General features: G+C 45.9%; 23 protein-coding genes. 3 read left to right on the forward strand and 20 right to left on the reverse strand.

Annotated elements, in window-relative coordinates; genetic code table 11:
- Positions 1-65: 65 nt before the first annotated feature.
- Positions 66-1,628 (forward strand): S8 family serine peptidase, encoded by a 1,563-nt coding sequence (locus tag NWE73_RS10260; protein WP_277578227.1) that lies wholly within the window; start codon positions 66-68, stop codon positions 1,626-1,628.
- A gap of 29 nt (positions 1,629-1,657) precedes the next feature.
- Here the strand turns inward: NWE73_RS10260 and NWE73_RS10265 are convergent, their stop codons facing one another.
- The 19 genes from NWE73_RS10265 to NWE73_RS10355 form a co-directional block, all read right to left on the reverse strand.
- Positions 1,658-2,227: a 5'-methylthioadenosine/S-adenosylhomocysteine nucleosidase family protein gene (locus tag NWE73_RS10265; RefSeq protein ID WP_407652952.1), complete on the reverse strand. Its 570-nt coding sequence runs from the start codon at positions 2,225-2,227 to the stop codon at positions 1,658-1,660.
- On the reverse strand, positions 2,223-2,720 hold the full coding sequence (locus tag NWE73_RS10270; protein WP_277578229.1) for an adenine phosphoribosyltransferase: 498 nt from the start codon (positions 2,718-2,720) through the stop codon (positions 2,223-2,225). Before NWE73_RS10270 ends, NWE73_RS10265 begins: the two co-directional genes overlap by 5 nt.
- A gap of 329 nt (positions 2,721-3,049) precedes the next feature.
- The gene (rpoN, locus tag NWE73_RS10275) at positions 3,050-4,489 is read right to left on the reverse strand and encodes an RNA polymerase factor sigma-54 (RefSeq protein ID WP_277578230.1); all 1,440 of its coding nucleotides are present in this window, start codon (positions 4,487-4,489) and stop codon (positions 3,050-3,052) included.
- Positions 4,490-4,542: 53 nt separating this feature from the next.
- Complete coding sequence (gene lptB / locus NWE73_RS10280; protein WP_277578231.1) at positions 4,543-5,265, reverse strand: LPS export ABC transporter ATP-binding protein; 723 nt, start codon at positions 5,263-5,265, stop codon at positions 4,543-4,545.
- Positions 5,262-6,278, reverse strand: a complete 1,017-nt coding sequence (gene lptC, locus NWE73_RS10285; protein WP_277578232.1) for an LPS export ABC transporter periplasmic protein LptC — start codon at positions 6,276-6,278, stop codon at positions 5,262-5,264. Before lptC ends, lptB begins: the two co-directional genes overlap by 4 nt.
- Before the next feature lie 172 nt (positions 6,279-6,450).
- Positions 6,451-7,050: an ExbD/TolR family protein gene (locus NWE73_RS10290; protein ID WP_277578233.1), complete on the reverse strand. Its 600-nt coding sequence runs from the start codon at positions 7,048-7,050 to the stop codon at positions 6,451-6,453.
- Positions 7,050-7,526 carry an ExbD/TolR family protein gene (locus NWE73_RS10295; protein ID WP_277578234.1) on the reverse strand — a complete coding sequence of 159 codons (477 nt, stop codon included), beginning with the start codon at positions 7,524-7,526 and terminating at the stop codon, positions 7,050-7,052. The genes NWE73_RS10290 and NWE73_RS10295 overlap by 1 nt, the downstream gene beginning before the upstream one ends.
- Before the next feature lie 9 nt (positions 7,527-7,535).
- Positions 7,536-8,201, reverse strand: coding sequence for a MotA/TolQ/ExbB proton channel family protein (locus NWE73_RS10300; RefSeq protein ID WP_277578235.1), 666 nt, complete (start codon positions 8,199-8,201; stop codon positions 7,536-7,538).
- A 93-nt stretch (positions 8,202-8,294) separates the two neighbouring features.
- Positions 8,295-10,388: an AgmX/PglI C-terminal domain-containing protein gene (locus NWE73_RS10305; RefSeq protein WP_277578236.1), complete on the reverse strand. Its 2,094-nt coding sequence runs from the start codon at positions 10,386-10,388 to the stop codon at positions 8,295-8,297.
- Positions 10,385-10,720: a hypothetical protein gene (locus NWE73_RS10310; protein ID WP_277578237.1), complete on the reverse strand. Its 336-nt coding sequence runs from the start codon at positions 10,718-10,720 to the stop codon at positions 10,385-10,387. Before NWE73_RS10310 ends, NWE73_RS10305 begins: the two co-directional genes overlap by 4 nt.
- A gap of 34 nt (positions 10,721-10,754) precedes the next feature.
- A complete protein-coding gene (locus NWE73_RS10315) occupies positions 10,755-11,624 on the reverse strand; it encodes a tetratricopeptide repeat protein (protein ID WP_277578238.1) in 870 nt (289 codons plus the stop codon).
- The gene (locus tag NWE73_RS10320; protein WP_277578239.1) at positions 11,624-14,824 is read right to left on the reverse strand and encodes a tetratricopeptide repeat protein; all 3,201 of its coding nucleotides are present in this window, start codon (positions 14,822-14,824) and stop codon (positions 11,624-11,626) included. The genes NWE73_RS10315 and NWE73_RS10320 overlap by 1 nt, the downstream gene beginning before the upstream one ends.
- 2 nt (positions 14,825-14,826) lie before the next feature.
- Positions 14,827-16,410: a tetratricopeptide repeat protein gene (locus NWE73_RS10325; protein ID WP_277578240.1), complete on the reverse strand. Its 1,584-nt coding sequence runs from the start codon at positions 16,408-16,410 to the stop codon at positions 14,827-14,829.
- The gene (locus tag NWE73_RS10330) at positions 16,407-17,228 is read right to left on the reverse strand and encodes an outer membrane beta-barrel domain-containing protein (protein WP_277578241.1); all 822 of its coding nucleotides are present in this window, start codon (positions 17,226-17,228) and stop codon (positions 16,407-16,409) included. The genes NWE73_RS10325 and NWE73_RS10330 overlap by 4 nt, the downstream gene beginning before the upstream one ends.
- A 13-nt stretch (positions 17,229-17,241) precedes the next feature.
- The gene (locus NWE73_RS10335) at positions 17,242-17,973 is read right to left on the reverse strand and encodes an outer membrane beta-barrel domain-containing protein (protein WP_277578242.1); all 732 of its coding nucleotides are present in this window, start codon (positions 17,971-17,973) and stop codon (positions 17,242-17,244) included.
- A 3-nt stretch (positions 17,974-17,976) separates the two neighbouring features.
- Entirely contained in the window at positions 17,977-18,456 is a 480-nt protein-coding gene (locus NWE73_RS10340) for a KdsC family phosphatase (protein WP_277578243.1), read from the reverse strand.
- Between the two features lie 216 nt (positions 18,457-18,672).
- Entirely contained in the window at positions 18,673-19,080 is a 408-nt protein-coding gene (locus NWE73_RS10345) for a hypothetical protein (protein WP_277578244.1), read from the reverse strand.
- A 151-nt stretch (positions 19,081-19,231) separates the two neighbouring features.
- Positions 19,232-20,443, reverse strand: coding sequence for a hypothetical protein (locus NWE73_RS10350; protein ID WP_277578245.1), 1,212 nt, complete (start codon positions 20,441-20,443; stop codon positions 19,232-19,234).
- 12 nt (positions 20,444-20,455) lie between these two features.
- Positions 20,456-20,785, reverse strand: a complete 330-nt coding sequence (locus NWE73_RS10355) for a hypothetical protein (RefSeq protein WP_277578246.1) — start codon at positions 20,783-20,785, stop codon at positions 20,456-20,458.
- Between the two features lie 196 nt (positions 20,786-20,981).
- Between NWE73_RS10355 and NWE73_RS10360 the strand changes: the two genes are divergently transcribed.
- Positions 20,982-22,898, forward strand: a complete 1,917-nt coding sequence (locus NWE73_RS10360) for a DUF7844 domain-containing protein (RefSeq protein WP_277578247.1) — start codon at positions 20,982-20,984, stop codon at positions 22,896-22,898.
- Here the strand turns inward: NWE73_RS10360 and NWE73_RS10365 are convergent.
- Positions 22,895-23,428: a dihydrofolate reductase family protein gene (locus tag NWE73_RS10365; protein ID WP_277578248.1), complete on the reverse strand. Its 534-nt coding sequence runs from the start codon at positions 23,426-23,428 to the stop codon at positions 22,895-22,897. The genes NWE73_RS10360 and NWE73_RS10365 overlap by 4 nt on opposite strands.
- Before the next feature lie 31 nt (positions 23,429-23,459).
- On the opposite strand from NWE73_RS10365, the gene NWE73_RS10370 reads away from it, so the two are divergent.
- Entirely contained in the window at positions 23,460-23,978 is a 519-nt protein-coding gene (locus NWE73_RS10370) for an asparaginase domain-containing protein (protein ID WP_277578249.1), read from the forward strand.
- The last annotated feature ends 17 nt before the right edge of the window (positions 23,979-23,995 follow it).

Here is a 23,995-nt window from a genome sequence, read left to right on the forward strand (position 1 = left end):
AAAAGCCTTCAAAACAGGGATAGCCCCCTTTACTAAAACCCCACAAAAGGTGAACTTCCAAGACAATGAAGTTTGGCTTTTTTTATTTTATTCTCGCTCTACTAACTGTCAGTTCGGCCCACGCCGAACGCTTTGTCGTGATCATGAAAGATCGCCAGAGCTTTGCCCGAGCGCAGGGACTTGCGGGCCACGTAGAGGCTCGTCTTAAAAATCTCAACACCCTGATCGTCAATGCGACCACTTCGGCAGAACTGACGGCGCTGAAAGCTTCGCCGGGAGTGATTCACGTCGAACAAGAATACTTTCATGCACCTCCTCCCCCTGTTTTAAGCCGGGCTACCCTCGTAACGAAAACCGTGCTCACTCCTTCGCAGCCTTGGGGCATTCAAGCGGTCAAAGCTCCTGAAGCCTGGGCCGTATCTAACAAGGGTGAAGGCATTCGTGTCTTGGTTGTGGATAGTGGTGTCGATGCCACTCATCCTGCGATTGCACCGAACTTTGAAAAGGGTCGCGATTTCACGTCTCGTTGGAATAGCAATGACTTCTCGGACCTTACTGGTCACGGCACCCATGTCGCGGGGACTATTGCCGGGGTTGAAGATGCACATGGATTCTCTGGAGTTGCACCGAAAGCTCGCATCCTTGCAGGCCGAGCCTGTCTGCCCACCGGCTGCTCGAGCGCTGCTGTTTTGGATGCTATCAACTGGGGTATTGAAGAAAAAGTGGATGTCATCAATCTTTCCTTGGGAAGTCCCAGCTCTACTTTGGCTGAACAAACCGCTTTGCAAAAGGCAGATCAAGCTGGCATTTCAGTTGTCGCTGCCTCTGGAAACTTTGGCATTGCCCAGGTTTTCCACCCCGCAGCTCACCCCACTGTGATTGCCGTTGGCGCTGTGGATAGAGATCTGCAGCAGGCTGTGTTTTCCCAGTACGGTCCCGAACTGTCTTTGGTCGCCCCCGGTGTGGAGGTGGTCTCGTCCATCCCCGTCGACTCTGGTCGTGACAGCACCGTGACTGTGCACGCAGCATCAGGTGCATTGAAAGCTCCGGCTTATTTCTTTCATGGCACCACACCCAAGTTTGGAGCTATCACCCGACCTGTTGTGGATTGCGGTAAAGGAACTCCCGCAGATTTCAGCAATAAAGATGTTTACGGAAAATATGTTTTAGTTTCCCGCAGTAAAACTCCATTTGAAGATCAGATACGCAATGCCATGAGAGTCGGAGCTTACGACGTTCTTATCTACAACAATGAGCCGGGCCAGACCGACTCGCGTCTTTTCGATAGTGAGAATGCACTTTTTGCTTCGGCCCATTTGCTAGAGCAGGAAACGGGGCTCAGAATTTTGAAAGCCTTAGCCACAGAACCTCAGCTGCAGTTGACTGTGGATACTGTGGCGGCAAGCTACCAAGAGACCTTCGGGACGTCTATGGCAACACCCCATGTTTCTGGCGTAGTGGCATTAGTCAAAGCGGCGAATAGAAATTTGTCCGCGGCAGAAATTAAGAAGCTGATCATGAAAACCGCCACACCCCTTGGTCCCAATGAGGAAAACCGATACGGAGCGGGGCTGGTCAATGCGGAGACCGCAGTGAAGGCGGCCATGGAAATCAAACAAGGCAAATAAGACTGATGACGGCATCTCTGCCGTCTACCTTAAGAAAATGCCACCATCTTTTTAAAATATTCCAACAACCTTTGTGACCCTGGAATGAGGTTCGCGGCCCAATCGTTATGTGCATTATGATTTGCGCCATCAGTGATGTATTTAAGAGAAATCATCTGCACACCCATTTTGCGGCAGACTTTGGCAATCGCATAACCTTCCATGTCGACCAAATCAGCCGGCAATTTCGAAGTACCAGTTTCAAAGTTGTCACCGGTGCTGCAAACTCCGTGAGGCAATTCCGGAAAATAAGGAATGAGATCAATCACACCTGGAATTGGATCGAAAGGAGTTTCCCCGATCTTAAATCCCAGCGGAGTAATATCCATATCTCTTTGCACAAAACTAGAAACTTCGATCAAATCATGGGTGTTAAACTTCCCACTACCTGCAGTCCCCAGATTGATGATGACCTTACACCGAGTTTTATGAATCACATCCATAGCTGTGAGGGCCGCATTCACCTTGCCGATGCCAGTATAGTGAACGGAAATATTCTCTTTTTCGAAAAGCCCTTGGGACTCATTCGGAAGAGCCATCAATAGTGCAACGTCTTTAATATTGAACAAGGGAGAAAACCTCTTTGTTATTAAATTTCATTTTATTGAGGAACTTGAGATTCACAAGCACCGCAACAGCCTCGACCTTATAACCAGCAGAGCTGCTTAAATCAATAGCCGCCTGCAAAGTGCCACCAGTGGCCAAAACATCATCCACTATCATGATTCGTCCAGAGCCCAAAGGAAGCTCAATCTCGGCCGTTCCATATTCGAGGGCATAGCTAATTTTCTTGGTCGGAGGAGGCAACTTCCCTGCCTTACGAATCGGCAAAAAGCCCTTGTGATGAGTCGCCGCCAAATGCGATGCCAAAATAAACCCACGAGACTCAATCCCCGCAAAAAAATCAATCTGTGACAAATCCACATCACGCACAAGATTCTGCGAAACAAAATCAAGAGCCTTGGGATTTTGCAAAAGCGGCGTCATATCACGAAAAAGAATCCCCTCTTGAGGAAAATCAGGAACATCACGAATCAAAGACTTCAAATCCACAGCAACTCCTTGCCAGCAAAGGGAATCTCCAGAAAAGGTACCCAGTTACTTTTACGATGTAAAGCCAAGGATTGAAAAAAGAAAAAGGCCAGAACCACGCACAACACACTAAATATAAGTTCTAAACCAAGTAAAACGAATTTCAGCTTTAAGGTTTTCTTTTAGGTTCCTAGAGGCTTTAAAACCGAGTTCCACAGTTAAGACAAAAAATCTAAGGAAAAGCAGCGTCGTCGAACCAAACCAAAAACTAAAAATCCCCGCCCAATAAAGAGCGAGGACTGTCTGAGAGTTTTAAAGCCTCTAGGAACCTAAAAGAAAGCCGTTCAGCGCTAGAAGTACTTCTTACGCTGAGAAGAAGGAAGAATTTTAAGCATATCGCGGTATTTGGCCACCGTACGACGCGCGATCTGAATACCTTCCACCTTGAGAAGATCCACAATCTTTTGATCCGAAAGTGGATTCTTGGTGTCTTCTTTGGCAACCAAATCTTTGATTTTAACTTTCACTGACTCACTTGCCAATGAATCGCCATCAGAAGATGAGATTCCAGAGTTGAAGAAGTATTTCAATTCATAAATACCTTGGGGTGTATGCACATACTTCGCGGTCGTCACACGAGACACCGTGGATTCATGCATGCCGATATCATTCGCGATATCTCTAAGAACCATCGGCTTCAAATGCTCAGAGCCCTTTTCAAAGAACTCACGCTGATGTTTCACGATGGACTCAGCAACTTTATAAATCGTCCTTTGTCTTTGGTGAATCGACTTGATCAGCCAAACAGCTGAACGAAGTTTTTCCTGGATATAATCCTGAGTTTTATCGCCCGTGGATTTTCCACCCTTCAACATGTTTTTGTAGAAGTTGGAAATTTTCAAACGTGGCAAACCGTCTTCATTCAATGACACCACGTAGTCTTCGCCTACTTTGTAAACGTAAACATCCGGAGTCACATAATGCGTGTCGGAACTTGCATAAGCTCTGCCTGGCTTCGGATCCATCGCGTAGATGATTTTACACATCTCGATGACATCTTCCACTTCGCGGCCCATGGCTTTGGCGATCGCATCGTAGTTTTTCTTTTCAAGATCTTTTAAGTGATTGTTCAAAAGATGAACAAGGTCATGGGTATCTTCTTGCAATAGCTTTGCTTGAACCAACAAACACTCTTTCAAGTCACGCGCGCCCACTCCTGGTGGGTCAAATTCGTGAATCAAAGTCAGAGTGTCTTCCAAAAGACCCAATTCGATTTTTTCCTCTTCAGCGATTTGCTCAAGAGGAACTTTGATATAACCGTCATCGTCAATCGCACCGATCAAAGCATCGGCAGCTTGCTCTTCCTCTTCAGAAAAGCCATTCATTTTCACTTGCCAGTAAAGGTGATCATGCAAAGTTTGAGACGCCGTGATGACGTTCTCATAATTCATGATCTCTTCAGAACCCGCCATTCCGGATTGTGGAGGCTTTTGGTTGGCTTCAATATAAGATTCCCACTCGAACTCATCTTGCTTTTGTGGGTCTTGTGCATGTTGGTCATTGGCGGCTTCGCCAGCACTTGGATCTACTTCGGCAATAGCTTCTTTCGTACGCTGAAGATCATCGTCTTTCAGCATCTCTGCTTCTTCAAGAATTGGGTTTTCTTCAATCTCTGAACGAACTGCTGACTCCAACTCCATGCGCGACATCTGCAAAAGCTTAATCGCTTGTTGCAACTGTGGAGTTATGACCAGAGATTGGCTCAGGTTCATGGTCTGTCTAAGAGCCATTGAATTCCCTTTCTTACTAAACGCTACTGCAGCTAAGGCTTTGCGCCCGCGCCCTAAAGTTTAAAGTGTTCACCGAGGTAGAACTTACGAGCGAGTTCAGAATTAGCGATTTCATCAGAACTTCCGCTAACCTGGATCTTCCCGTCCTTCAGTATATAAGCATAATCGCAAATACCTAAAGTCTCACGCACGTTATGATCCGTGATAAGAACTCCTATACCTTTGGCCTTAAGTTCGCGGATGATATTCTGGATATCGGCGACCGCAATTGGATCGATCCCCGCGAAGGGCTCATCCAAAAGAAGGAACTTAGGAGACCCGGCAAGAGCCCGAGCAATCTCCACACGGCGACGCTCCCCTCCCGATAAAGAGTAGCCAAAACTATCGCGAATATGCCCGATGCGGAAATCAGCGATCAGCTGCTCCAACTTTTCCGCGCGCTGAGCCCCGCTATAGCCATGAGCTTCGAGTGACACCGTAATGTTTTCGGCGACCGTCAGCTTTCTAAAAATACTTGGCTCCTGAGCCAAATAACTTAGACCAACGCGTGCGCGTTTATACATAGGTAAATTAGAGATATTTTCTTCGTCCAGATTGATCGAGCCGGTGTCGGTTTGAATGATCCCTACGACCATATAGAAAGAAGTTGTTTTACCAGCTCCATTGGGACCCAATAGCCCCACAACTTGCCCCGACTCTACTGAGAAAGAAACGCCATCAACGACTTTACGTTTTTTGAAGGCCTTTGAAATGTCCTTGATGGTGAGCATACTCATCGTTTTTTATTCTCCATCTTCGCACGTACTCTTTCGATCTTAACCTTTTTTCCGCCTTCGAGAAAGATGATTTCCTCGCCGGTCAGTTCATCATTGTTTTGAATGATCCGAGGACTGCCTTTGAAGACATACTTATTTGCTAAAAGGTCTAGGTTGACCGTCTGAGCCGTCGCGAATTTATCGGCGTCACTAACCTTGACGCCCCCTTTGACTGCTACGGAACTTAAAATGGAAGCACCGCTGTCATAAAGGAATGAGGCCTCGGGGCCCTCAAGCCGCATATTATCGTAGGTCATGCGGACTTTCCCTAAAAAGCGGGCTTCTTTGCTCTTACCACTAAACTCAGCGCCATCAGCGGCGACGTCAAAGGTTTTGCCTTCTTTCATCGGCTTTTGCGCAGTGACGTTTTCCTTGATGATCATTTTCGATTCATCAACCAGAACCTGCATGCTGCGGCCCTTCAAGACAAGTCCCTCACCAGAACTGTCCCTGGGACCCTTCATTGTCACCTGTTCGGGACTCTGAATGATTCTTTTTAGTGATGAGTAATACACCGAAGGCGTCATGAAACTATAACCGTTTTCAGACTTTGTGGTCACATTGCCAATGATACTGAGATCTTTCGACTTTGCATCAATAGACCCTTGATCACCGGTGACCGTAAATTCAACTTTTTCTTTGTTGTAAAAAAGAACGCGGACTTGATGAAGTTTCCAGGTTCCCGCAGATTGGCTGCCTTCTGCAGAATTCGCAAAAAGCTCCCAATCGCGAAGGCCTTGCTGACTTTCCACCAAATGCACACCGCCCATGCGCTGTTCGGCAACCGTGGAGGTCGGCTCAACTTCGCCCTTGCCATCTGCGAGATTCTGCTCGCGACGACGAACCTCCGCCTCAATGCGGGCTCGAAGTGCCTTATCGTCCTCATGTTCAAGTTTTGAAGGAAATACGATCAGAACTTCTACGAATAGAAAAATCAAAAGCCCAATAAAGACGAAGTTCTTGATGTTTTTCATATTAAAAAGGCCCAGCTCCCAACTTACTCAAACACTGGCGAATCACAGTCAAACTTTAAGGAAGTTCTAGTGAAAGTAGCTCGATAAAGTCAGAGTGTAAACCACTTACTTCGATCTAGCCAAGGCGAGATGCTCCGAGAAATCCGGAGCATTCGGAAGCGGTTCGGCGAACTTAGTTAGTCGCCGGTTCCTGAGGCATCTTCGTCACCGCGAAATTGATTTCGCCGGCACCAGCCTCTGTGACAGTGAACAAAACTTTTTTAACAGTTAGGAAGTCCACGCCCTTATCGGCCTGAATCGTCACCTTGCTCCATGCATTAGGGTCCTCAGCACCGTCTTGACCCTTTGTTGTTTCCACAACATCACGGATTTTGTTTTGCAATTTGCTTTCAGCTTCATTTTTAGATTTAGCCAAAGCTTCTGTCAGCTGATCTTTTAGCTTAGGAATATTCCAATCTTCCGCACCCAAGTTTTTAACTTCGTCGAAAGTGGCAACAACATCCTTGTCCAAAAGAATTTCCTTATTGGAAATTGTGACGACATGGGCTGGTTTTAGCTCCCGCACACTCGTCGCTTTTGGAAGAGTCACTTCTTTAGGAATGTACAGGATTTCACCTGTTGTGTTGTAATTTTGCAGAAGAAAAATCACCAGAACGGTGAACATATCCACCATCGCCGTCAATGACAGGATCGCGGTTACGCCACGCTTGCTCTTTTTCTTACTTAAAATATTGTGATAGCGGTGTCTTTCGCCCGGTCTAAAAATTGCCATTAGTTCGCCGCTCCTGTCGCTACGGATATTGCTGAAAATCCTGAACCCAGAAGGTTATCCATAGCCTTAATAAGCTGTTCATAAGGCATCGCATCCGCCACGCTCAAAACTGCATCCACTTTTTCTGGATAAAGCTGCTTCACTCGCTGCAATTGTGCGATCAGACCTGCGTCATCAAATTGGCCATTCTGCATGGGAAGACTGATCACTTGTTTCCCAACAGTTAAAACATAACCGATCTCTTTCACATCAACTTTCAAAACAACATCTGCCATTGGCGGAGGTGTTGGATTGGGTTGCGTGTCAGATTTCTTCCCGTACAAAGAACTGCCAATCTGAATCATAGATACTTGAGTCCAAACTGCAGTGATGAGCAAGAACGTGATGAGAACACTCATCAAGTCGATAACCGGAACGAGATTCAACTCGATATTCCGTTCCCTGCCGCTCGAACCGCCACCATCTATGTGAGCCATGTGAAACCTCTAGTCTCTAATCTTTTCTCTGTTAGCCACTACTAGATTCAAAAGAGTCATGCTTGTCTCTACGACTTCATTCTCTGTTTTTTGAATACGATGCTGGAACAAACCGTAAGCGATGATACAAGTGATCGCCACGCCCAAGCCAAAAGCCGTACAATTTAAGGCATGCGAGATACCTTTTGAAAGTTCCAAAGCTTTTGTCGCTGGATCGGCCGCTGCCACCGCACGGAATGAACCGATCATACCAATGATCGTTCCAAGTAGACCGGCAAGAACCGCGATGTTACCGAAAACTGCCAGGAATGAAACCCAGCCTTCAACTTTTGGCATCTCTCTCATAACTGCCGCATCCATCGCCACTTGAATTTCTTCATCAGGGCGTTTGTTCATCGCTTGCACCAAACCTGCTTTCACAGTGTTTGTAAGAGGAGCCGGGCGAGCGTCACAGAAGCTGACAGCTTGGCGAAGATCACCAGCTACAACCATGCGGAAGATTTGGTCTGTGAATTCTTTTTTATCCACAGAAAGGTTTTTTAGCTTCATCAATCTGTCTACGATTACGATGATCGCAAGAATCGCGATAACCGCAATAATGTACATGACGAAACCACCCTCAGCGAAAGCGCGCTGAAGAAAATTCATGTTGTCTGCTGTTACTGTTGGGTTCATGGAGTTCTCCTTAAAAAACTTTTCATTAAATAAATCTACTAAAATACTTACTTCAAACGCCCCTACTCCAGCAGCGCTGGAGTGCAGGCCAGCCTAATTCTGCTGATTAAATACGAATGGGTACGCTTTCACTTCAGCCACAAGGCCTTGCGGAGGCTCTGGGAAAATCCAACTTGCCAGACGGTCGCGGATACAATTCTCGACCACGGAGTTGTTCAAAGACGAACTCTTAATGCTGACATTACGAGCTTGTCCTTTTTCGATGATCTCCCATCCCAAGACGACTTTACCTTCAAGTTTGCGGCCCTTCTCCAAAGTATTCAGCGCTCTTTCGTAGCAACTTTTTACTTCATGAAGTTTTGCACGGATCACACGACGAATCGCTTCTTTATCAATGGTCGCATCGAACGATTCTTCCATTCCACCACCCGCAATGGCGACAGAGCTTTTCGAACCGAAACCATCAGCCGCACCGTAGGCAGATTGACCTGAAGACCGTCCTTTGGTTCCAATGCCGGCAATACCCTGAGTTGCAGTTCCCTTGCCGCCAGCACCCGCATCTTTAAACTTAGAACCCAGGTCATCGCCTGCACGATTTTCATTGAAGCCCGAAGCACCGGACGCCTTATCAGCCATTCCCAAAACTTCGCCTGCTCCCGAGTAAGCTTTGTCGATGTTGGCGCGATTTCCACCGCCCCCGAATGCGCTGAACAGTCCCACTTTAGAAAGATCTTTGTTGGCAGACTGTGCATTCGCCCCAGCGGTGTTACCCATTTTGACGGCTCCACCCTGACGAGTCGATGTGAACTTCTTCGTACGATCCTTGGCATTTGGTTTTGGCGCCACTTCATTAGCACGCGCTGCCACTTGGCTTTGCGCTGCCGCCGGAGCCTGAGGCCCTTTTCGTTGCGCTTCCTTATTTGCATCCGCAACGACCACTTTCTTTTCAGGAGGTGGCGGCGTCACCGCCTCTGGCGGTGGAGGCGTCGGAGTAGGCTTCGGTGCTGGAGGTGGCGGAGTCGGTGCCGGGGTCTTATTGAATATGACCTGGGCAATCCTTTGAACATCCTCCTGCTTATTCTCCTGCCAATCTTTCGGAGTGGTTGCTGAAATATACAGTGCCAACAGAGACACCATCACCACAGACATCACCAAACCTGTCAGCTCAGAGCCGGATAGCATCATAGAAGGCAACATTGGAACCACTGGCCCTTGCGGTACGTAACGAACATAAAGGGTCAGATTTCCACCTGGCAAAGTCACACAAAGCATTTCATTTTGATCGAGGCGAACTGTATGCCCCGCACCACCGCGTTGTGCTTTTCCAGTACGGGTGAGGTCATCGACCTGCTGCAAACCCGCCGCTGAAACCATTTCAATATTCATGTCAGCAGTCGTATTGATTTTAAGACCGCCAGTAAAATCAAGAAGAGCGAAACCTTTTGGAGCCAAGCCATCAGGCAAAGCCACTTGGCGGTCACCACCAACGTTCACCTTCACCGGGTTTGTCCCCTTGAAGTGATATGTAGTAAGAATGCGTTCTTTCCAAGCAACGATGACTTGAACGACCGCGCCCTTGCCGGGCTTCAAATAAGTCTTAAGATCTTGAATCTCACTTGGAGGTGCAAAAGTCTTGACTGATTTCTTTTTCTTAAACTGAACATGACCAGCCTTGATCTCAGGTCGAACCGGAGTCACCGGGATTGCTGGCTTCTCTTCGACTCTAGGAGCTTCCACCGGAATAGCCGGAGTCGCCTTGATCTCTTCAGTTTTGACAACCGCCGCCGGTGGCATATTCGTCTCCGGCTTTGAAGTTGGCATAACCGGAGTTGCTGCAACCGATGCCACAGCTTCAGTCGTCACCGCTCCAGGAATAGTCTTTGGCTTTGGAACGCCAACAAAGAATGAAATTTTGAAAGGCCCCACTGAAAGTTCATCCCCCGTAGAGATGCTTTCATCAAGGACGGCCTGTCCATTTTTGAATGTTCCCGACTGAGAACCCAAGTCACAAATGTAGAAGCCGTTATCACGACGTTCAATCATACAGTGAATCGGCGAAACCTGATCGGAATCCAAATCCACATTCACGTCAGCATCATGTCCGATCACGATTTGATCTTGATCGAACTGCTTTACACCAACAAGCTGATTATCTTTAAAAATTCTAAATATTATCGGCGATCTCAATTACCACCCCGAACCCGCTGTACGTCTTCTGCTGATCTTCTCATCTCGGGCAAAAAGTTTTCTCTAAGTTTAATCAAACGTTTGTAGTTGAAGTTCTTCTTTTGAAACAAATAGAAGAGCTCCGGCTTTTGTGTCGAACCTTCGACCAATTCGTCTTCAAAGTTCAATTGCGCACGACGTTCCTTGCGCACCGTTGTTGTGCTGGTTTTATTTCCCAAAGTTGTGCTGCTAGTCGTCTGTGTCAGCATAGGCTCATTTTCCGCAACTTCACTTTGGGCATACGAGAGCTCGCAGGTAAAAACTACCGCCAACAGAACCATTATGATCTTCATATTTTGCAACATAGTCCCTACCCGACCCTTCATCCTATTTTAAACCAGCTTTCGCCTTAGTTTCCAAAGCAATAATTTTATTGCGAGTATCTGCTGGTCCACCTACAAACTTTAGTCTGTTAATCAGATCTAAACCTTCTTGGTATTTTCCCATGCGTTCCACCAACAGCACCGCATAGTTGTACATCGCTTCCTTGTTGCTCGAATTATCTTTGAGAATACTCTTATAAAGATCTTCTGCTTTTTCTGTCTTACCGTTGGCAGTCAATGCAATGGCATAATTATTTAGAACGCGAGGATCGCGAACGCCCTTTCTGTAGGCTGTTTCCAGCACAATTCCCGCTTTTGCAAAGTCGCGATCTTGAACGTAAATTGCGCCAAGATTTGCAGCCGCTACCGCATCATCATTGTCGATATCCAAAGCTTTACGGAATGACTTTACAGCCTCACGGCGCTCATTTTGCGCCAACTGGACTATACCAAGGTTTGAATACAATTCTGCCGTCTTCGGACTTGCAGTGATTGCCTTATTAAGAAGATAGCGCGAAAGATCGAAGCGGCCTTTTTTATAGTGATACATCGATAGCGCATTCAAGGCTTTTGCATCATTCGACGACTGAGCCAAGATCTGTGTTGCCGTGGAGTAGATTCGCTCATCACTCTGGGACTTAATCGCCTCATTCAGACCTGCATATTGCGATGGTGCCAAAGGAGCCTTCGGCTTTTCAGGCTCGGGCTCTGCGGCAGCAACGGGTGCTGGCTCGTCTTTTTGAATCACAGGCGCCTCAGTAACCCTTGTAGAGCTTACTGAATCTGTCTTAGTCTCTTTAGTAGGACTCGAAGAACAAGCCACCACCGAGGCATACAAGGCAATGAGTGTCAGAGATTTATTAATTCTGTTCATTACTGACCTATCCAATTCACAAGACGGATATCAGAGCTGATTTCCCCGCCATTATAGTAAGTCTTTGCATCAATTCTATTCATGTATTCATAAGCCGTGCGATAAGAGTCGTTGTAAACCTCAAGCTCCCATCCACGCTCTACTGCAGCTTTGAAGCTGTCTTTAGCTTTTGCATTGAAAGGTTCCGCAAACTTCTCGACGCCCGCTCTATACTGCTTTGTCTCTTCCGCATTCAATCCTGATGGTAGTGGTGCATTGATGATAGCCTGAGCCATGTTTTGATTGGCTTCACCCAACACTGTCAATGCACTCACAATCTCTTCCGCACTGTCAAATTTGATCACTTCGACAAGTTCGCCAGAAAGCTTCGCCAGCAAATTGACTTTTTTGTCTGCAGCCGCTTTTTGTCTGGCCGGATCTTTCGGGAAGTTGATAGCTTTCATTTCAGAGAATGTTCCCATCGCCTCTTCCAATTTCAACTTCGCCGCGTAAGCTGCCCCTGGACCTTTTTTATTCGGAGCCAAACGCTTTTGAATCGCCAAGGTTTTTTGCTTCCACTCTTTTGCTTTCGTGATGGATCTTTGCTTGCTGTAGAGTTCGCTCACCCAGTAGGCCGCCTCAACGACCTTCTCAGGACTGCGGCCTCCGCCTTCGACATATTCGGTGTAACGAGCAATCGCCGCGCCGTTTTGTCCAGCTTTACGGTGAATCTGCGCCATACTAAATGTCACTTCCACGTTGTCTGAGTGCTTTTTGTTCATTTTGGTAAAATCAGTATAAGCGCGAATAGCTTCATCAGATTTACCCAAAGCTTCATAAAGAACAGCCGCATTAAACATCAAGTTCGCCGACAATGGATCAGTCGGGTTTTCTTGAGCAGATGACTTGTAGAGCTTTGCTGCTTCCTCAAACTGCGCGGAATCCTGGTATTGCTTTGCAAGTAAACGACGAGCCTTGGACTTAAACTTGTCTGCCGCTGGATCTTTGGAGTTGAGCACCCCTTGGTAAGCGGAAATCGCTGGCCCCGTCATCCCGGCTCTATCGAAGTTAACCCCAGCATTGAACATAGCCGTTGTTGCCAAAGTTGATTTTGGATTCTGTTTCGCAAAAGACTCAAAGACTTGAGCACTCTCGCCATATTTCTTCTCGAGCTCCAAATCCTGACCACGCTTAAAGGAGGCTTTTTCAATCACCCCGCGGATGTCCGCTCCCGCCTTTGACGAAGCAATCGAAGGAACAGCCAGAAGTTCAACACCCACTTTTTCAAGACCTGCATAGTCTTTCTTCAAGTTGTAAATATCCAGTAGAAGATTGGCAGAGTATTCCGCATATTTTGTATTTGGACTTTGTTGAACGATCTCTCGGAAATATTTGGTCGCCTCATCAAAGTGATTGCTTTGATAATACAAGCGGCCAATACGGAATTTGATCTCTGTCGATTTTTCAGAGTTCGGGAACTTCTCGACATACCATTTGCCGGCAGAAATGAAGCGTTCGACTTTAGGTTCCAAAGGAATTGGATCGACCGAGTTGCCCACACGTTTTTGCATCTCTTGGTCGGATGGAATACTTCTTTCAACTGACAGGATTAAGTTCTGCGCCGCTTTGCCATAGAACTTGCTCTGTGGCGTGTTATCCACGACCCACTTGTATTGCATCGCTGCTTCGTCGTATCTCTGCATATCGTAAAGCAATTCCCCGTAGTAGAAGTGCATGTCTGATGCAGATCCTGAATTTGGAAATTCTTTTAAATATAACAAATAGCCTTCATTAGCTTGCCCTTGAGAGTAGGGAGCTCGCGAATTCTGGGCGGTCTGATGCTGTTGCAAAACGTAGTTGCGCAAAGTGGTTTCACGAAGCTTGTTCGAATTTTCGATCAACTCCGAGTTCCCTTTATTTGCAGCATACCAAGATCCGTTAGCATCAAAGTCTTTGACCCAACTGTAAAGCTCGTCTTTGAAACGATTGTTGTTCTTACCGTAGTAGTAGTTTTGAACGATTTGATATTGATATTCAAAGGCCTTCGGAGAATTCGGATTTTGTGTGATCAATAGCTTGAAGACATCGCGAGAGGCGTCTTTGTTGCCTCGGTCCGCGTATTGATACGCCAATCTTTCCAAGTAAGGATTGGTATCACCGTTGACCAAGCCCTTAAAGTAAGATGCCGCTTTCGCCGGATCGCCGCCCTCAGCATAGAAAGTCACGATATCACGAAGGGCTTCCCCCTCCAAACGAGTGCGATTAACAACCTTCGCACCTGCCACTTGCTCGCCAGTTTCCGCTCTGCCTGTTTTAATGATGTACTCAAGATATCCCATACCTTGTTGAACACGATCCAAACGGAACAAACACCATGCACCCTTGTATAGGGCAAAAGTGTGCAGACGATGTCTTTTATCTTTAATGAGCGGTGTGTACTCTTTGTAAGCTTGCGCCCATCTTTCATTTTCAAAATAGTATTCAGCCAGGGCAAAATGAGCTTCGCCGACAAAAGCCGAATTCGGGAAACGCCGGGTCAACTCTTCATAGTAGTGAGCGCCTTGTTTGACCTCACCCAATTCAAAGTAATTGTAGCCCAAGAAGAACAAGGCCTGGCTCATTTTTTCGTCGCGAGGGAAATCGCGCTGGAACCACTCATAAAGCTGCACGGCCTTTTTATTATACTCACGCGCCTCAGCCGTGTTCAAAACTGGCTTGGTTTTCAACTTTCCTGATTGGAAAGCACGAAGTTTGGCATCGTATTCGTCCTGCTTCCGCCCGTCGATCAAACTGGCTTTCTCAACATAAAGCTCTGCCAAGCGCAGCCACAACTCACCACGATTGGGGCTGGTTTTAAACTTTTGGGTCAATTTGTACAGCTCTTGAATCTGCTGATCCAAGATGCGTTCATACTTAATTTTATCTCCGCTGCCACTGTCGCGCTTCATGATTTCTGAAGAACGTGGCGGCTTAACAGATTCAAGATTCACCGTATTCACAGGCTGACTAAAACCAAGGCTTGCCGATGGCAATGATGTGTCCGTTTTCGACATCTGCGCTTTACCGCTAGTGCCTTGATTGGCTTGAGACAGCAGCTCCCCGACTGTTTTTTTCTTAGCATGAGCCACCGGGCTCATGAACAGCACAGAAAGAAGACTTGTAGCAAGAAGATGGTGATAGTTACTCCGACGGAGTCGGATTGTAAGCCAGTTGAATTTCATAATTACTCGCAACTCTGTTTTCCAAGGTAGTGGTAGTTTCCAACTTCATCGAGCCAGTACTCACCCTGGAATGGATAGTACTGATAGCCATTTTGAATATAGAACTGACGATCGATTTTTTCGTCGATTTGTCCGTCACCAATATCTTTACCAGCGATTTTCTTTTTAATGCTTTCTTTGCGACCGTTGATCATCTCGTAACGGATGAATCCAGCTTGCTCATACAGGTCGCGCAACTCAACACGCATGTTTTGCAGGTGAGCTTTGACCATCTCGCCTATCGCCAGCTTGGTGTTTTTGCTGCGATTCGCGATGATCTTCAAGGAGTACTGCCCCAAAGAAGAAGCCTTGAACGCGTAATTGCTCTCAACACGCGCCTTCTCTTGCGCCAGTTTTTCGAGGTAATGAATCGAACGCTTCACGTCGCCTTGATCCAAAACATTTTTAAGTACGATGTAGGGAAGACGAAGAGCCGCCGTCTTATCTGAATTCTTCATCGAATAAGCTTTTTCAACTTCGTTGTAATACATTGTCGGCTCCCCTGATGATTTCAGGAAATCGCCAATTTTTGTACGTACCGGGCCATAAGTTTTTTCGAAAAGGCCCAAAACCTTCTCCATTTCGTCGTACTTACAGATGTAGAGGTAAACGATCGAACGCAGAAGCAGACTTTCCGGCATATAGAAATCTTCATAGTAAGCCGAGTGCAATGTTTGGAAGTTACTCAAAGCCGAACGGAAACGAGCCGCACGAAGCATTGCCCATGATTGTTCAAACACCGCATCATGCCACATCACTGTATCACGAGGAACCTGAGAGTAAGCTTCGATGGCCGCTTCCCAATCCTGTTTTTGATAAAGAGCACGAGCCAAAGCCAATTGCGCTTCAACTCGATTTGGATCCGTCACAGGAGCTTTTCTTCTAGCATCTAACATTTTATTGTAAGTGCCGACTGCGATTGCAGGCTGATTGGCTTCCATCTCTGCCAAGCCTTTATTAAATAATGCTTGGAAGTAGTAGCTGCTGCCTGGTCCGACGCGGTTGAAGAGATCCTGGGCTTTTGCGTACTCCCGATTGCGCAATTTAATCTCGCCCAAACGGAAGTTGATCATATCTTTCTGATTCGGTGGAATGTCGGTCACATCAACACGAGAAATCGCATAGTTTAGGATCGTATCATCACCCAAGCTGTCCGCTACGATTGAAAGTTTTTCGATCGCTTGCTTGGAATATTTGGGATGATTCATACGGATCACATCGACAAATTGGAAGGCCGCAGTTTGATAAAGCTTCAGCTCCATCAACATCGTCCCCAAGATGTACTTGATTTGCGCTCGCTCAGAAGCCAATTCAGGTCGGCGCGCCAAAGAGAACAGTGAGTTGGCTGCCGCCTCGTACTGACCACTTTGCGCCTGACGAAGAGCATTGCTCAATTGGAATTTCAACTGGCTCTCGCGTGAGTTACCCGCCCCTGCAGAAGCAGTCCTTTTGGGAGCTTGTTTCAAGCTCTTCTTTCCAGGCTGCGCTGAAGAAGCCAAAGGCATAATCAAACTTGTAGAAATCAGGAGTAATAATAGTTTTCTCATCGGTAACTAGCCTCCGGGAAGAACCAGCTCATACCCACAGTAAGGAAGAGGTTGTTAAATGAATTCGTTGATTTGGTGCCGTTCTGATCGACCACGCTGGCATTAAAAAAGTTCCAGCTAAAGTCCCAGCGGAAGGCCACTGACTTAGTCAGAGCAAACATTTGGCCCGTCGCCAAATGGATCGTGCCTGAATTTTCATTCGTTGAAGTATTCGTCGTGCCATAACCGGCAGAGAAATACATATCAAATGGCAAGATGCGCTCATTGAACCAAGTCATTTTACCGTAGATAGGAACATACATTACGTCCACACCGATATAAGACTTCGGATAAGCCAAACTTTCGGTTTTAACATTATTGTTGTCTTGAAGTTCCTTGGTGGACTGACGCTCTGAAGTAGTCAGACCAAAATAATTCAGCTCCAAGCCCCAAGTTTCATTCAAGAAGTAAGCAGCCTTCGCCACTCCGCCAAATGTATTGAAGAAAGGGTCATTTGTGACAGTCGTCACCCCACCAAATAACTGAAAGCGTCCTGTTTTCGGCATGTAACGCTTTTGAACGATCGAAATTTCTTTAAACGGCGCCAAAGTTCCAAGACCTTTAAAGTCAGTCAATGGAGCACTTTCTTGCGGCGTCTCTTCAGAAGAGTAAGAAGGAGCAGCATTCGCTGGTGCCTGCTTACCGGGAGCAGCTTTATCAAGCTCCAGCTCAATAACATCCAGATCATCGCCTTCGGCTTTTTGTGTCTGCGCCTTCACAACCCCAGGAGCTGCAAAACTAAGAAGGAGCAAAGCTGTTAGTAGACTCTTGTTCAACATCTTCTATCCCCTCTTAAAATAAATAAGACAAACCCGCATCAAGGGTCGTTGTGTAAGTAACTCGCTCTTGGAACTGATCAAAAGTCGGCGGTGGTTGTGTTGTTGGTTTCAATTGATTGTTACCCAAGAATGGAATCGGCGCTTGATTCGCGTACAAGCGAAGGTCAAAGCGCAGCGCCCAATTGCGATTGAAGAAAAACTTTTGCCCTAAACCCAAAGCAATTGCCGGATACGTCTTATGCTCGTATTGAATCATACCTGCCGAAGCTGAACCGTAAAGCAGTGTATTCAACACCAAGGACTTCGTCAGACTCATTTTGCCATAGAAAGCCTTGATATTATAATCCAACATATAGCTCGCCAACGGCTGTGGTGCGCGACTGAAATCCAAATTATATTGGCTGTTCAACTGATTCGCATAGCTGGAAAGACCCGCGAAATTTTTGGCGTATAAGAAACCCAATGCATGGTCTTCATTGAAATTATAGTAAAACGCCACACCCAGCTTACTGACGTTCGCTATTGGTTCCGTCATCGCATAGCTATAGAAAATATCCGCATCCCAGCGTTTTGCTGTGACAATATTTCTATTCTTCACACTGACAGATTTATCAAATACCGGAAGAACAGACTCCGTCGCCAATTCCTCTTGAGGAAGTTCGACGACATCCGCTGCGAACGCTGTATTGTGTAAGAGGAACGCACAAATAATGACGATCCCAGCTTTAAAAACGTTTCTTAGCATGAATTACCTACCTGAAAAGGCCCCATGTTTATAGATGTAGTCACAAACTTCTCGGACCGCCCCGCATCCACCAGGTCGACGAGTCACGTAATCTGCAATTTCCAAAACCTCATCCACGGCTTCTGGCACAGTCGCACCAAAAGCCACTTCTTGAATCATCGGAATGTCAAAAATATCGTCGCCGATATAAGCCATTTCCGACGGAGAGATCCCAGATTCCTTTTGTAATTGTAAGAAAGAAGGTTCCTTGTCGAGGGCCCCTTCGTAAAAGAATTGAATGCCAAGGTTTTTCACCCGCACTCGAATGTCTTCTGCCTTGGTGCCAGTGATCACTGCCAGAATGTAACCAGCATCAATCAAACGTTTGATACCAACGCCATCTCGAATAGAAAAAAAACGGCGCCATTCTTTGCCGTCATACCATAGCCGAGTGTCAGTTAAAACGCCGTCCACATCGAGGACTAACATCTTGATATTTTTCAATTTTGAAATTTCTATTCCCACAAAATCATTGTGGGAAATAATACACAAGGCGGCAAGTGTCCCTCTGTGATACAGGACTTTGGTTGGCCAAGACTTAGGTCGACTTTCGCAAGAATTATGTTCCAATCACCTCGGAATACACCGATTCGATGAACAGATTAGGTAAAACAGACAAAAATGGCTTTAGATAATAGCCACATTGAATTTTCTTAAGTTCTATTTTGAATTCCGAGACTTCAATTCGGTTTCCAACTGAGTGACCCTTTTCTCAAGCTGCTGGATGCGCTCGTTCGTTTGATCTGACTTGGAGTCTCCGGCCAAAATTCCAACACCGAGCTCAGCACGCTGCAAATTCAGACTTTGCAATACAGCGACATCTTCCTCGCTCACTTGGCCAGTTTTTTCGTATTGTTTTTTCATGCGCAAATCCTGCTCATGAATCTGCCGGCTGATTTGAGTCACCTTGTGCAGGTTTTGATAGCTCTTTTTAAGCTTTGCCAAATTAGGTGGAAACTCCCCGGTTAGGACCGAGTAACCAGCAACGAACAGAACTATGGAAACAATCAGACTGGTTAAGATGGAATTAGCGATCTTGCCTAACAGCTCTACAAAGGAATTCGTCATTTTGTGCTCACTCGCTTTCGAAGGAAGATAGTGACACTTTAGCATGGCCAAAGAAAAAGGCCACTCGCAAGTCTTTACGGATCGCCAAAAAAATAAAAAGCCCCGATCTTGCGATCGAGGCTTCATAACAATAGAGATTTTTAGAAACAAATTATCTTTTAGCTGCAAGCTCAGCTTGAAGAAGTTTGTAACCTTTCAAGTAAGCTACGTACTCATTAGCCATCGTCGTAGTCTTGTTCGATGTACGCAAGTTTTGAACTTCGCATGAACCAGATTTCAACAAGTTAACAAGTGGGATGCGTTCACAAGTAAACTTCGCTTGGCAACCTTTGAAGTCACATTGCAAAGACTTCGCACCGTATGGATCGTATTCCATTTTGCCAGTTGCAGCTGCGTTTTCAAGGGCCGCACGGCACTCGTCACGCTTGTTTGCAGGGCAAAGGTAATCCAACACAACGTCTTTGTAGTCTTCCAAAGAAGAGTTCTCACGAAGTGCCTTTACAGAGATATAAGATAGTGCTGCGCGAGCCATTGTCTTGAAACATCTGTCTTGCGTAATAGAGTTGTTCACGCAAAGCCATTTGTAGAAACCAAGACCGCCTTCGTTGAATGAACCCCAGAATCCGTGATAAGCAAAGTTATCCGGGAACAGGCGAGAACATCCACCAGCATAACAGCCAATGTTCTTTTCGAAACTTTGTCTGTTCACTTTTACTTTTGCAGAGTCTTTAGGTTTACGATCGTCATCGTTATGGAAGCCTTTGTTGTCATACAAGTATTGGAAGTCTGTACCTGTGAAAGAACCCGCTACAGGAATACCCCATTGGAATGAGAAGATACCTGCAAGGAACTGCGCGCTGTTGCAACCATGAAGGAATGCATAAGCATCACTCGTAAAGTGACTCGCAAGTTTCTCGTAGCCGTCAGCTTTTGGATCCAAACGATTCAACTTTCCGTCAAGGATCACACCGTAGTAAGCAACACTGTGTGAGAAAACATCCACTGACGCAATTTTACTGAATGAACTCATTTCGTTGAATACGTCTTTTGACCTAAATGATTTGCCCTTTTCAGTGATGTTGGCAAAACCAAAGTTCTTAAGATCTTCAATGTCTTGGTCTTTTCCAGTTTCATTCACTGAAATCAAATAGACCTGTTCGTTCGGATAAAGTTCATTGTACTTTTTGGCTTGAGCGGCTGCCGCTTCTGTCAAAGCATTACCCAAGTCAGTTCCATTACCCACGATCAAAATATGTGTGCGCGTATTTGGGTCGACTGTTTTTGGTGCCGCAGTAGCGGTGATATAGGCAAACGCCGGCGCCGCTACAAACATTGAAATCAATGAGGTTAAAAGATATTTCATAAAAAATAGTCCTTATTGTTGTTGAGAAGCTAGAATTTCGATGATTTGCGCATCGGAAAGATCTTTGGCACTTTCATCATGTTGACGAACGATCGAGATCGATTGTTGAAGAACAACTGAAATCTTTCCGTTTTCTCCAGACAATACGCGACTCAAAGCCTCTTGGCGTCCCATATCAAGGATCAACTTCTGGCACGTGTAATCTTCCATGCTACATTCAACTTTAGAATAAGATGAAGAAGACACACTCTCAGTAACTTTCGTAGTTACGGATTTATTCGCAGCCAATGCAGAGTGAGCGGCACCGATCATAACTAGAGACAACAATAATACTTTTTTCACAAAAACCTCCTAATGTTATGATGACCATAAAGCAATGCGTGTGCCCGCCCAGAACCTATAGATTCATTTTGAGACAGGGATTCCCAGAAAAAGACAACAATTGCAGTCACTTTGTCTTCCGGTTAGACACCTAAAATCCCTCCAAAAGCGCTTTATCTTATATAGAGGGGTGTGATCTTTGCTCTGTAAACCAGTTATGAAGAAGCACTTATATCTATATATAGTCTCAAGTCTCATTTCAGGCCTGTTTGCTTCCGTAGGTTTAGCGATGCCTCGCTTTACTATTGAAGGAAGTACGCTGACTTCAGCCCAAAAGACTCAGATCGCTGGTCAATTCGTCAGCGCTTATGAGCTGCTTCCTCCGATAATGAGAATTCGCCTTGAAGGACGAATCAAATTCGATCACTACCAGCTGAAAGCCATCCCGATGGAGGCCCATGTCGCGGGCGAAGTGAACAAGGACGGGATCATTCAGATCAACAGCAATCTTCTTAATAAGCCAGAGCTGGTGACACGCATTTTAGTGCATGAACTTTCACATGTTTACGACTTCCTCAAAGTCATTCCCCAGGATATCCGCAGTCAAATCAGAGATTGCGAGATCTGGAAAGACCACTATCGCGATTACGGTGTGCCGGACTCCTGTGAACTGTATCAGAAGACCCGAACGACAGTTTCAACAATGCCAGATTTCTTAGATGCCGCCGGTTGGTATCAAACACTCAATGGCAAAGGCCTGCGCATTGATAACACTACGTTTGGCTTCAGATCACCAGATCCTTACGAAGCGACCAATCCCAAAGAAATGTTCGCGGTGAACATGGAGTACTTCCTCACGGATCGTGAGTACCAATGTCGTCGTCCTTCTTTATATAGATACTTGGCTAAGCACTTTAGCTATCAGCCTTTTGGCGAACAAGCCTGCCCGAAGACTTTGGCCTTTGTCGACCCTCAGTTTGATAAGGCTCAACAGGCGATTCGGGTCATTAATCCCAACAGAGTCTATGCAATTCACTATCTTTTAGCCGGGTCCGGCGAAGGAATCATGAGTGCCTTTGGTCATTCCATGGTTCGTGTGATTATGTGCGCACCGGAGCGTACGACTGTGGGACCTGAATGTCTTAAAGACATTCAGCACCATATCGTCTTGTCATTCCGTGCTTTCGTAGACTCTCCGCAAATCAATGGCTGGGCCGGTCTTACTGGTGCCTATGCAAGTCGTTTGTTCTTCATTCCGTTCCCACAAATTATAAATGAATACAATATCTCTGAACTCCGCGATCTGTTCAGCTATCCGCTGGCTCTTTCGCGCGAGCAGATCCAGTCTTTCTTGGAACGCGCCGTGGAAACCCACTGGTCTTACAACAGCAATTATTATTTCCTCAGTAACAACTGTGCTGTCGAAATCATGAATCTCTTTAAAGCAGGTATTGCAAATCCATCTCTTATGAACTCTCGCGAACAGACTCCAAAAAGTGTTTTGTTCGAACTTAAAAGAAAAAATATGATTTCTAATGAAGTCGACTTTGAAAATTTGGAAAATGCCAAAGAGCGTGGTTACTATTTCACTTCATATGAAAAAACGCTCGATCAAGCGTTAAGTGTCATTCGCACGCTGTCTGGACAAAAATATTCCATCAAAAAATGGGCTGAAATGGATCCGGAAGAGCGTCGCGCGCTCTATGGCAGTGTCCGATTTGGTGATTCGGGATCTTACAGAAAGTGGTCGGCTGCGTTCCTTTTCCTGGAGAGATACCTTGAGAAACAAGTGACTCAAAGCACTTACAATCGCTTCCTGCAAGGTGACATCGATCAAAAATCTGAAGCAGGTCAACAAACCAAAAAGTACGTGGATAGCATACTAAAAATATTTACTTTCGACCAAGAGTTGACGGGCCCCTCAAGTCTTGTCAAAGCGGGATATGGTATTCCGTCACAGCCCGAACTTTCTCAAGTCCAAGAATATCTCTATAAAATTAAAGAAAGACGCGATCAGAATCTCTCGCAAGTTGATTTGCTCCTTAAGAAGTTGATTCAACTTTATGGCGCAGATGAAATTGAACAAACTCGGGCGAATATCGCAATGTTTGCTCAAGGAATGAAAGTGAACTAACGAATATACACAGCCTCAATCACTCCAGTCGGAAAAGATTGGGTGCTGTGCAATTTCCATGAGGTCATTTTGGCAGGATGAGGATTCAAAGAAGTCCCCTCCCCCAGCATCACCGGAATATAGAACAATCTCATTTCATCGATAAGATCCGCCGAAAGAAGCGCCGAAACCAATAAGCCACCACCAACAATCCAAATATTCCCCTGGGACTCTGCTTTTAGTTTCCGAACCAAAAGGTGGGGCTCTTCAGAGGTCACTTTTCCATTTTTTGGAGCGGGCAGGTTTCGCTTTGAGATAATGAAAGCTTTCTTATCAGAATAGGGATAGGGAACTCCCGCTTTGTCAAACCACTCATAGGTCTTTGACCCCATAACGACAGTTTCGATATCTTTTACGAAAGCCTCATAACCATGATCTTGGGGTGTTCCATCCGGATTCTTGTCAAAAGAATATAGCCACTCGACCGATCCATCCTTTGTGGCAATCTGCCCATCAAGACTTGTCGCAATATAAAGAATCGTCTTTGCCATCCTCACTCCCCCACATTAGGATTCTGAAGACATGAGCACCTCAATTCAAGACGTAATTATTATTACTACCGGTGGAACGATCGAGAAAACTTATGACGAGTTCGATGGTTCTTTACAAAATCGCGGCACCAGCATCAAGAATCGCATTTTAACCAAGATGCGTTTGCCATATACCAATATTTCCGTCAGCCCTTTGATGAGCAAAGATTCGCTTTTTATGGACGACGTCGATCGCGAATCGATTGCCTCTTGCATTCAAGATCACATGTCTCACAACTGTCCGATTGTAGTTTTACACGGAACAGACACGATGAGCCTAACTGCAGAACATTGCTATAAAACTCTTCCAGCTCCTAAAGTGGCCGTCGTTTTCACCGGCGCGATGATTCCAATGGGCTTCGATGACAGCGATGCTGCTCAAAACGTCACTGAAGCATTGCTGGCCGCAAAACTTCTTGCGCCAGGATTTTACATCTCATTCCACAACCAGGTTTTCGCACTCCCTAACGTTCGCAAGAACAAAGAAAAGGGCACCTTCGAGAGTTACTAAAAGCTCTCTGCAAGAAT

The organism is Bdellovibrio svalbardensis, assembly GCF_029531655.1.
GTDB lineage: Bacteria > Bdellovibrionota > Bdellovibrionia > Bdellovibrionales > Bdellovibrionaceae > Bdellovibrio > Bdellovibrio svalbardensis.

Excerpts from the sequence above, each read along its gene's own strand:
- NWE73_RS10310 (WP_277578237.1), bottom strand. The coding sequence starts at position 10,720 with ATGAAGATCATAATGGTTCTGTTGGCGGTAGTTTTTACCTGCGAGCTC.
- NWE73_RS10330 (WP_277578241.1), bottom strand. The coding sequence starts at position 17,228 with ATGTTGAACAAGAGTCTACTAACAGCTTTGCTCCTTCTTAGTTTTGCA.
- NWE73_RS10345 (WP_277578244.1), bottom strand. The coding sequence starts at position 19,080 with ATGACGAATTCCTTTGTAGAGCTGTTAGGCAAGATCGCTAATTCCATC.
- NWE73_RS10260 (WP_277578227.1), top strand. The coding sequence starts at position 66 with ATGAAGTTTGGCTTTTTTTATTTTATTCTCGCTCTACTAACTGTCAGT.
- NWE73_RS10300 (WP_277578235.1), bottom strand. The coding sequence starts at position 8,201 with ATGAACCCAACAGTAACAGCAGACAACATGAATTTTCTTCAGCGCGCT.
- NWE73_RS10350 (WP_277578245.1), bottom strand. The coding sequence starts at position 20,443 with ATGAAATATCTTTTAACCTCATTGATTTCAATGTTTGTAGCGGCGCCG.
- NWE73_RS10360 (WP_277578247.1), top strand. The coding sequence starts at position 20,982 with ATGAAGAAGCACTTATATCTATATATAGTCTCAAGTCTCATTTCAGGC.
- NWE73_RS10325 (WP_277578240.1), bottom strand. The coding sequence starts at position 16,410 with ATGAGAAAACTATTATTACTCCTGATTTCTACAAGTTTGATTATGCCT.
- NWE73_RS10370 (WP_277578249.1), top strand. The coding sequence starts at position 23,460 with ATGAGCACCTCAATTCAAGACGTAATTATTATTACTACCGGTGGAACG.
- NWE73_RS10365 (WP_277578248.1), bottom strand. The coding sequence starts at position 23,428 with ATGGCAAAGACGATTCTTTATATTGCGACAAGTCTTGATGGGCAGATT.
- rpoN (WP_277578230.1), bottom strand. The coding sequence starts at position 4,489 with ATGGCTCTTAGACAGACCATGAACCTGAGCCAATCTCTGGTCATAACT.
- NWE73_RS10335 (WP_277578242.1), bottom strand. The coding sequence starts at position 17,973 with ATGCTAAGAAACGTTTTTAAAGCTGGGATCGTCATTATTTGTGCGTTC.
- lptB (WP_277578231.1), bottom strand. The coding sequence starts at position 5,265 with ATGAGTATGCTCACCATCAAGGACATTTCAAAGGCCTTCAAAAAACGT.
- NWE73_RS10290 (WP_277578233.1), bottom strand. The coding sequence starts at position 7,050 with ATGGCAATTTTTAGACCGGGCGAAAGACACCGCTATCACAATATTTTA.
- NWE73_RS10320 (WP_277578239.1), bottom strand. The coding sequence starts at position 14,824 with ATGAAATTCAACTGGCTTACAATCCGACTCCGTCGGAGTAACTATCAC.
- lptC (WP_277578232.1), bottom strand. The coding sequence starts at position 6,278 with ATGAAAAACATCAAGAACTTCGTCTTTATTGGGCTTTTGATTTTTCTA.
- NWE73_RS10315 (WP_277578238.1), bottom strand. The coding sequence starts at position 11,624 with ATGAACAGAATTAATAAATCTCTGACACTCATTGCCTTGTATGCCTCG.
- NWE73_RS10295 (WP_277578234.1), bottom strand. The coding sequence starts at position 7,526 with ATGGCTCACATAGATGGTGGCGGTTCGAGCGGCAGGGAACGGAATATC.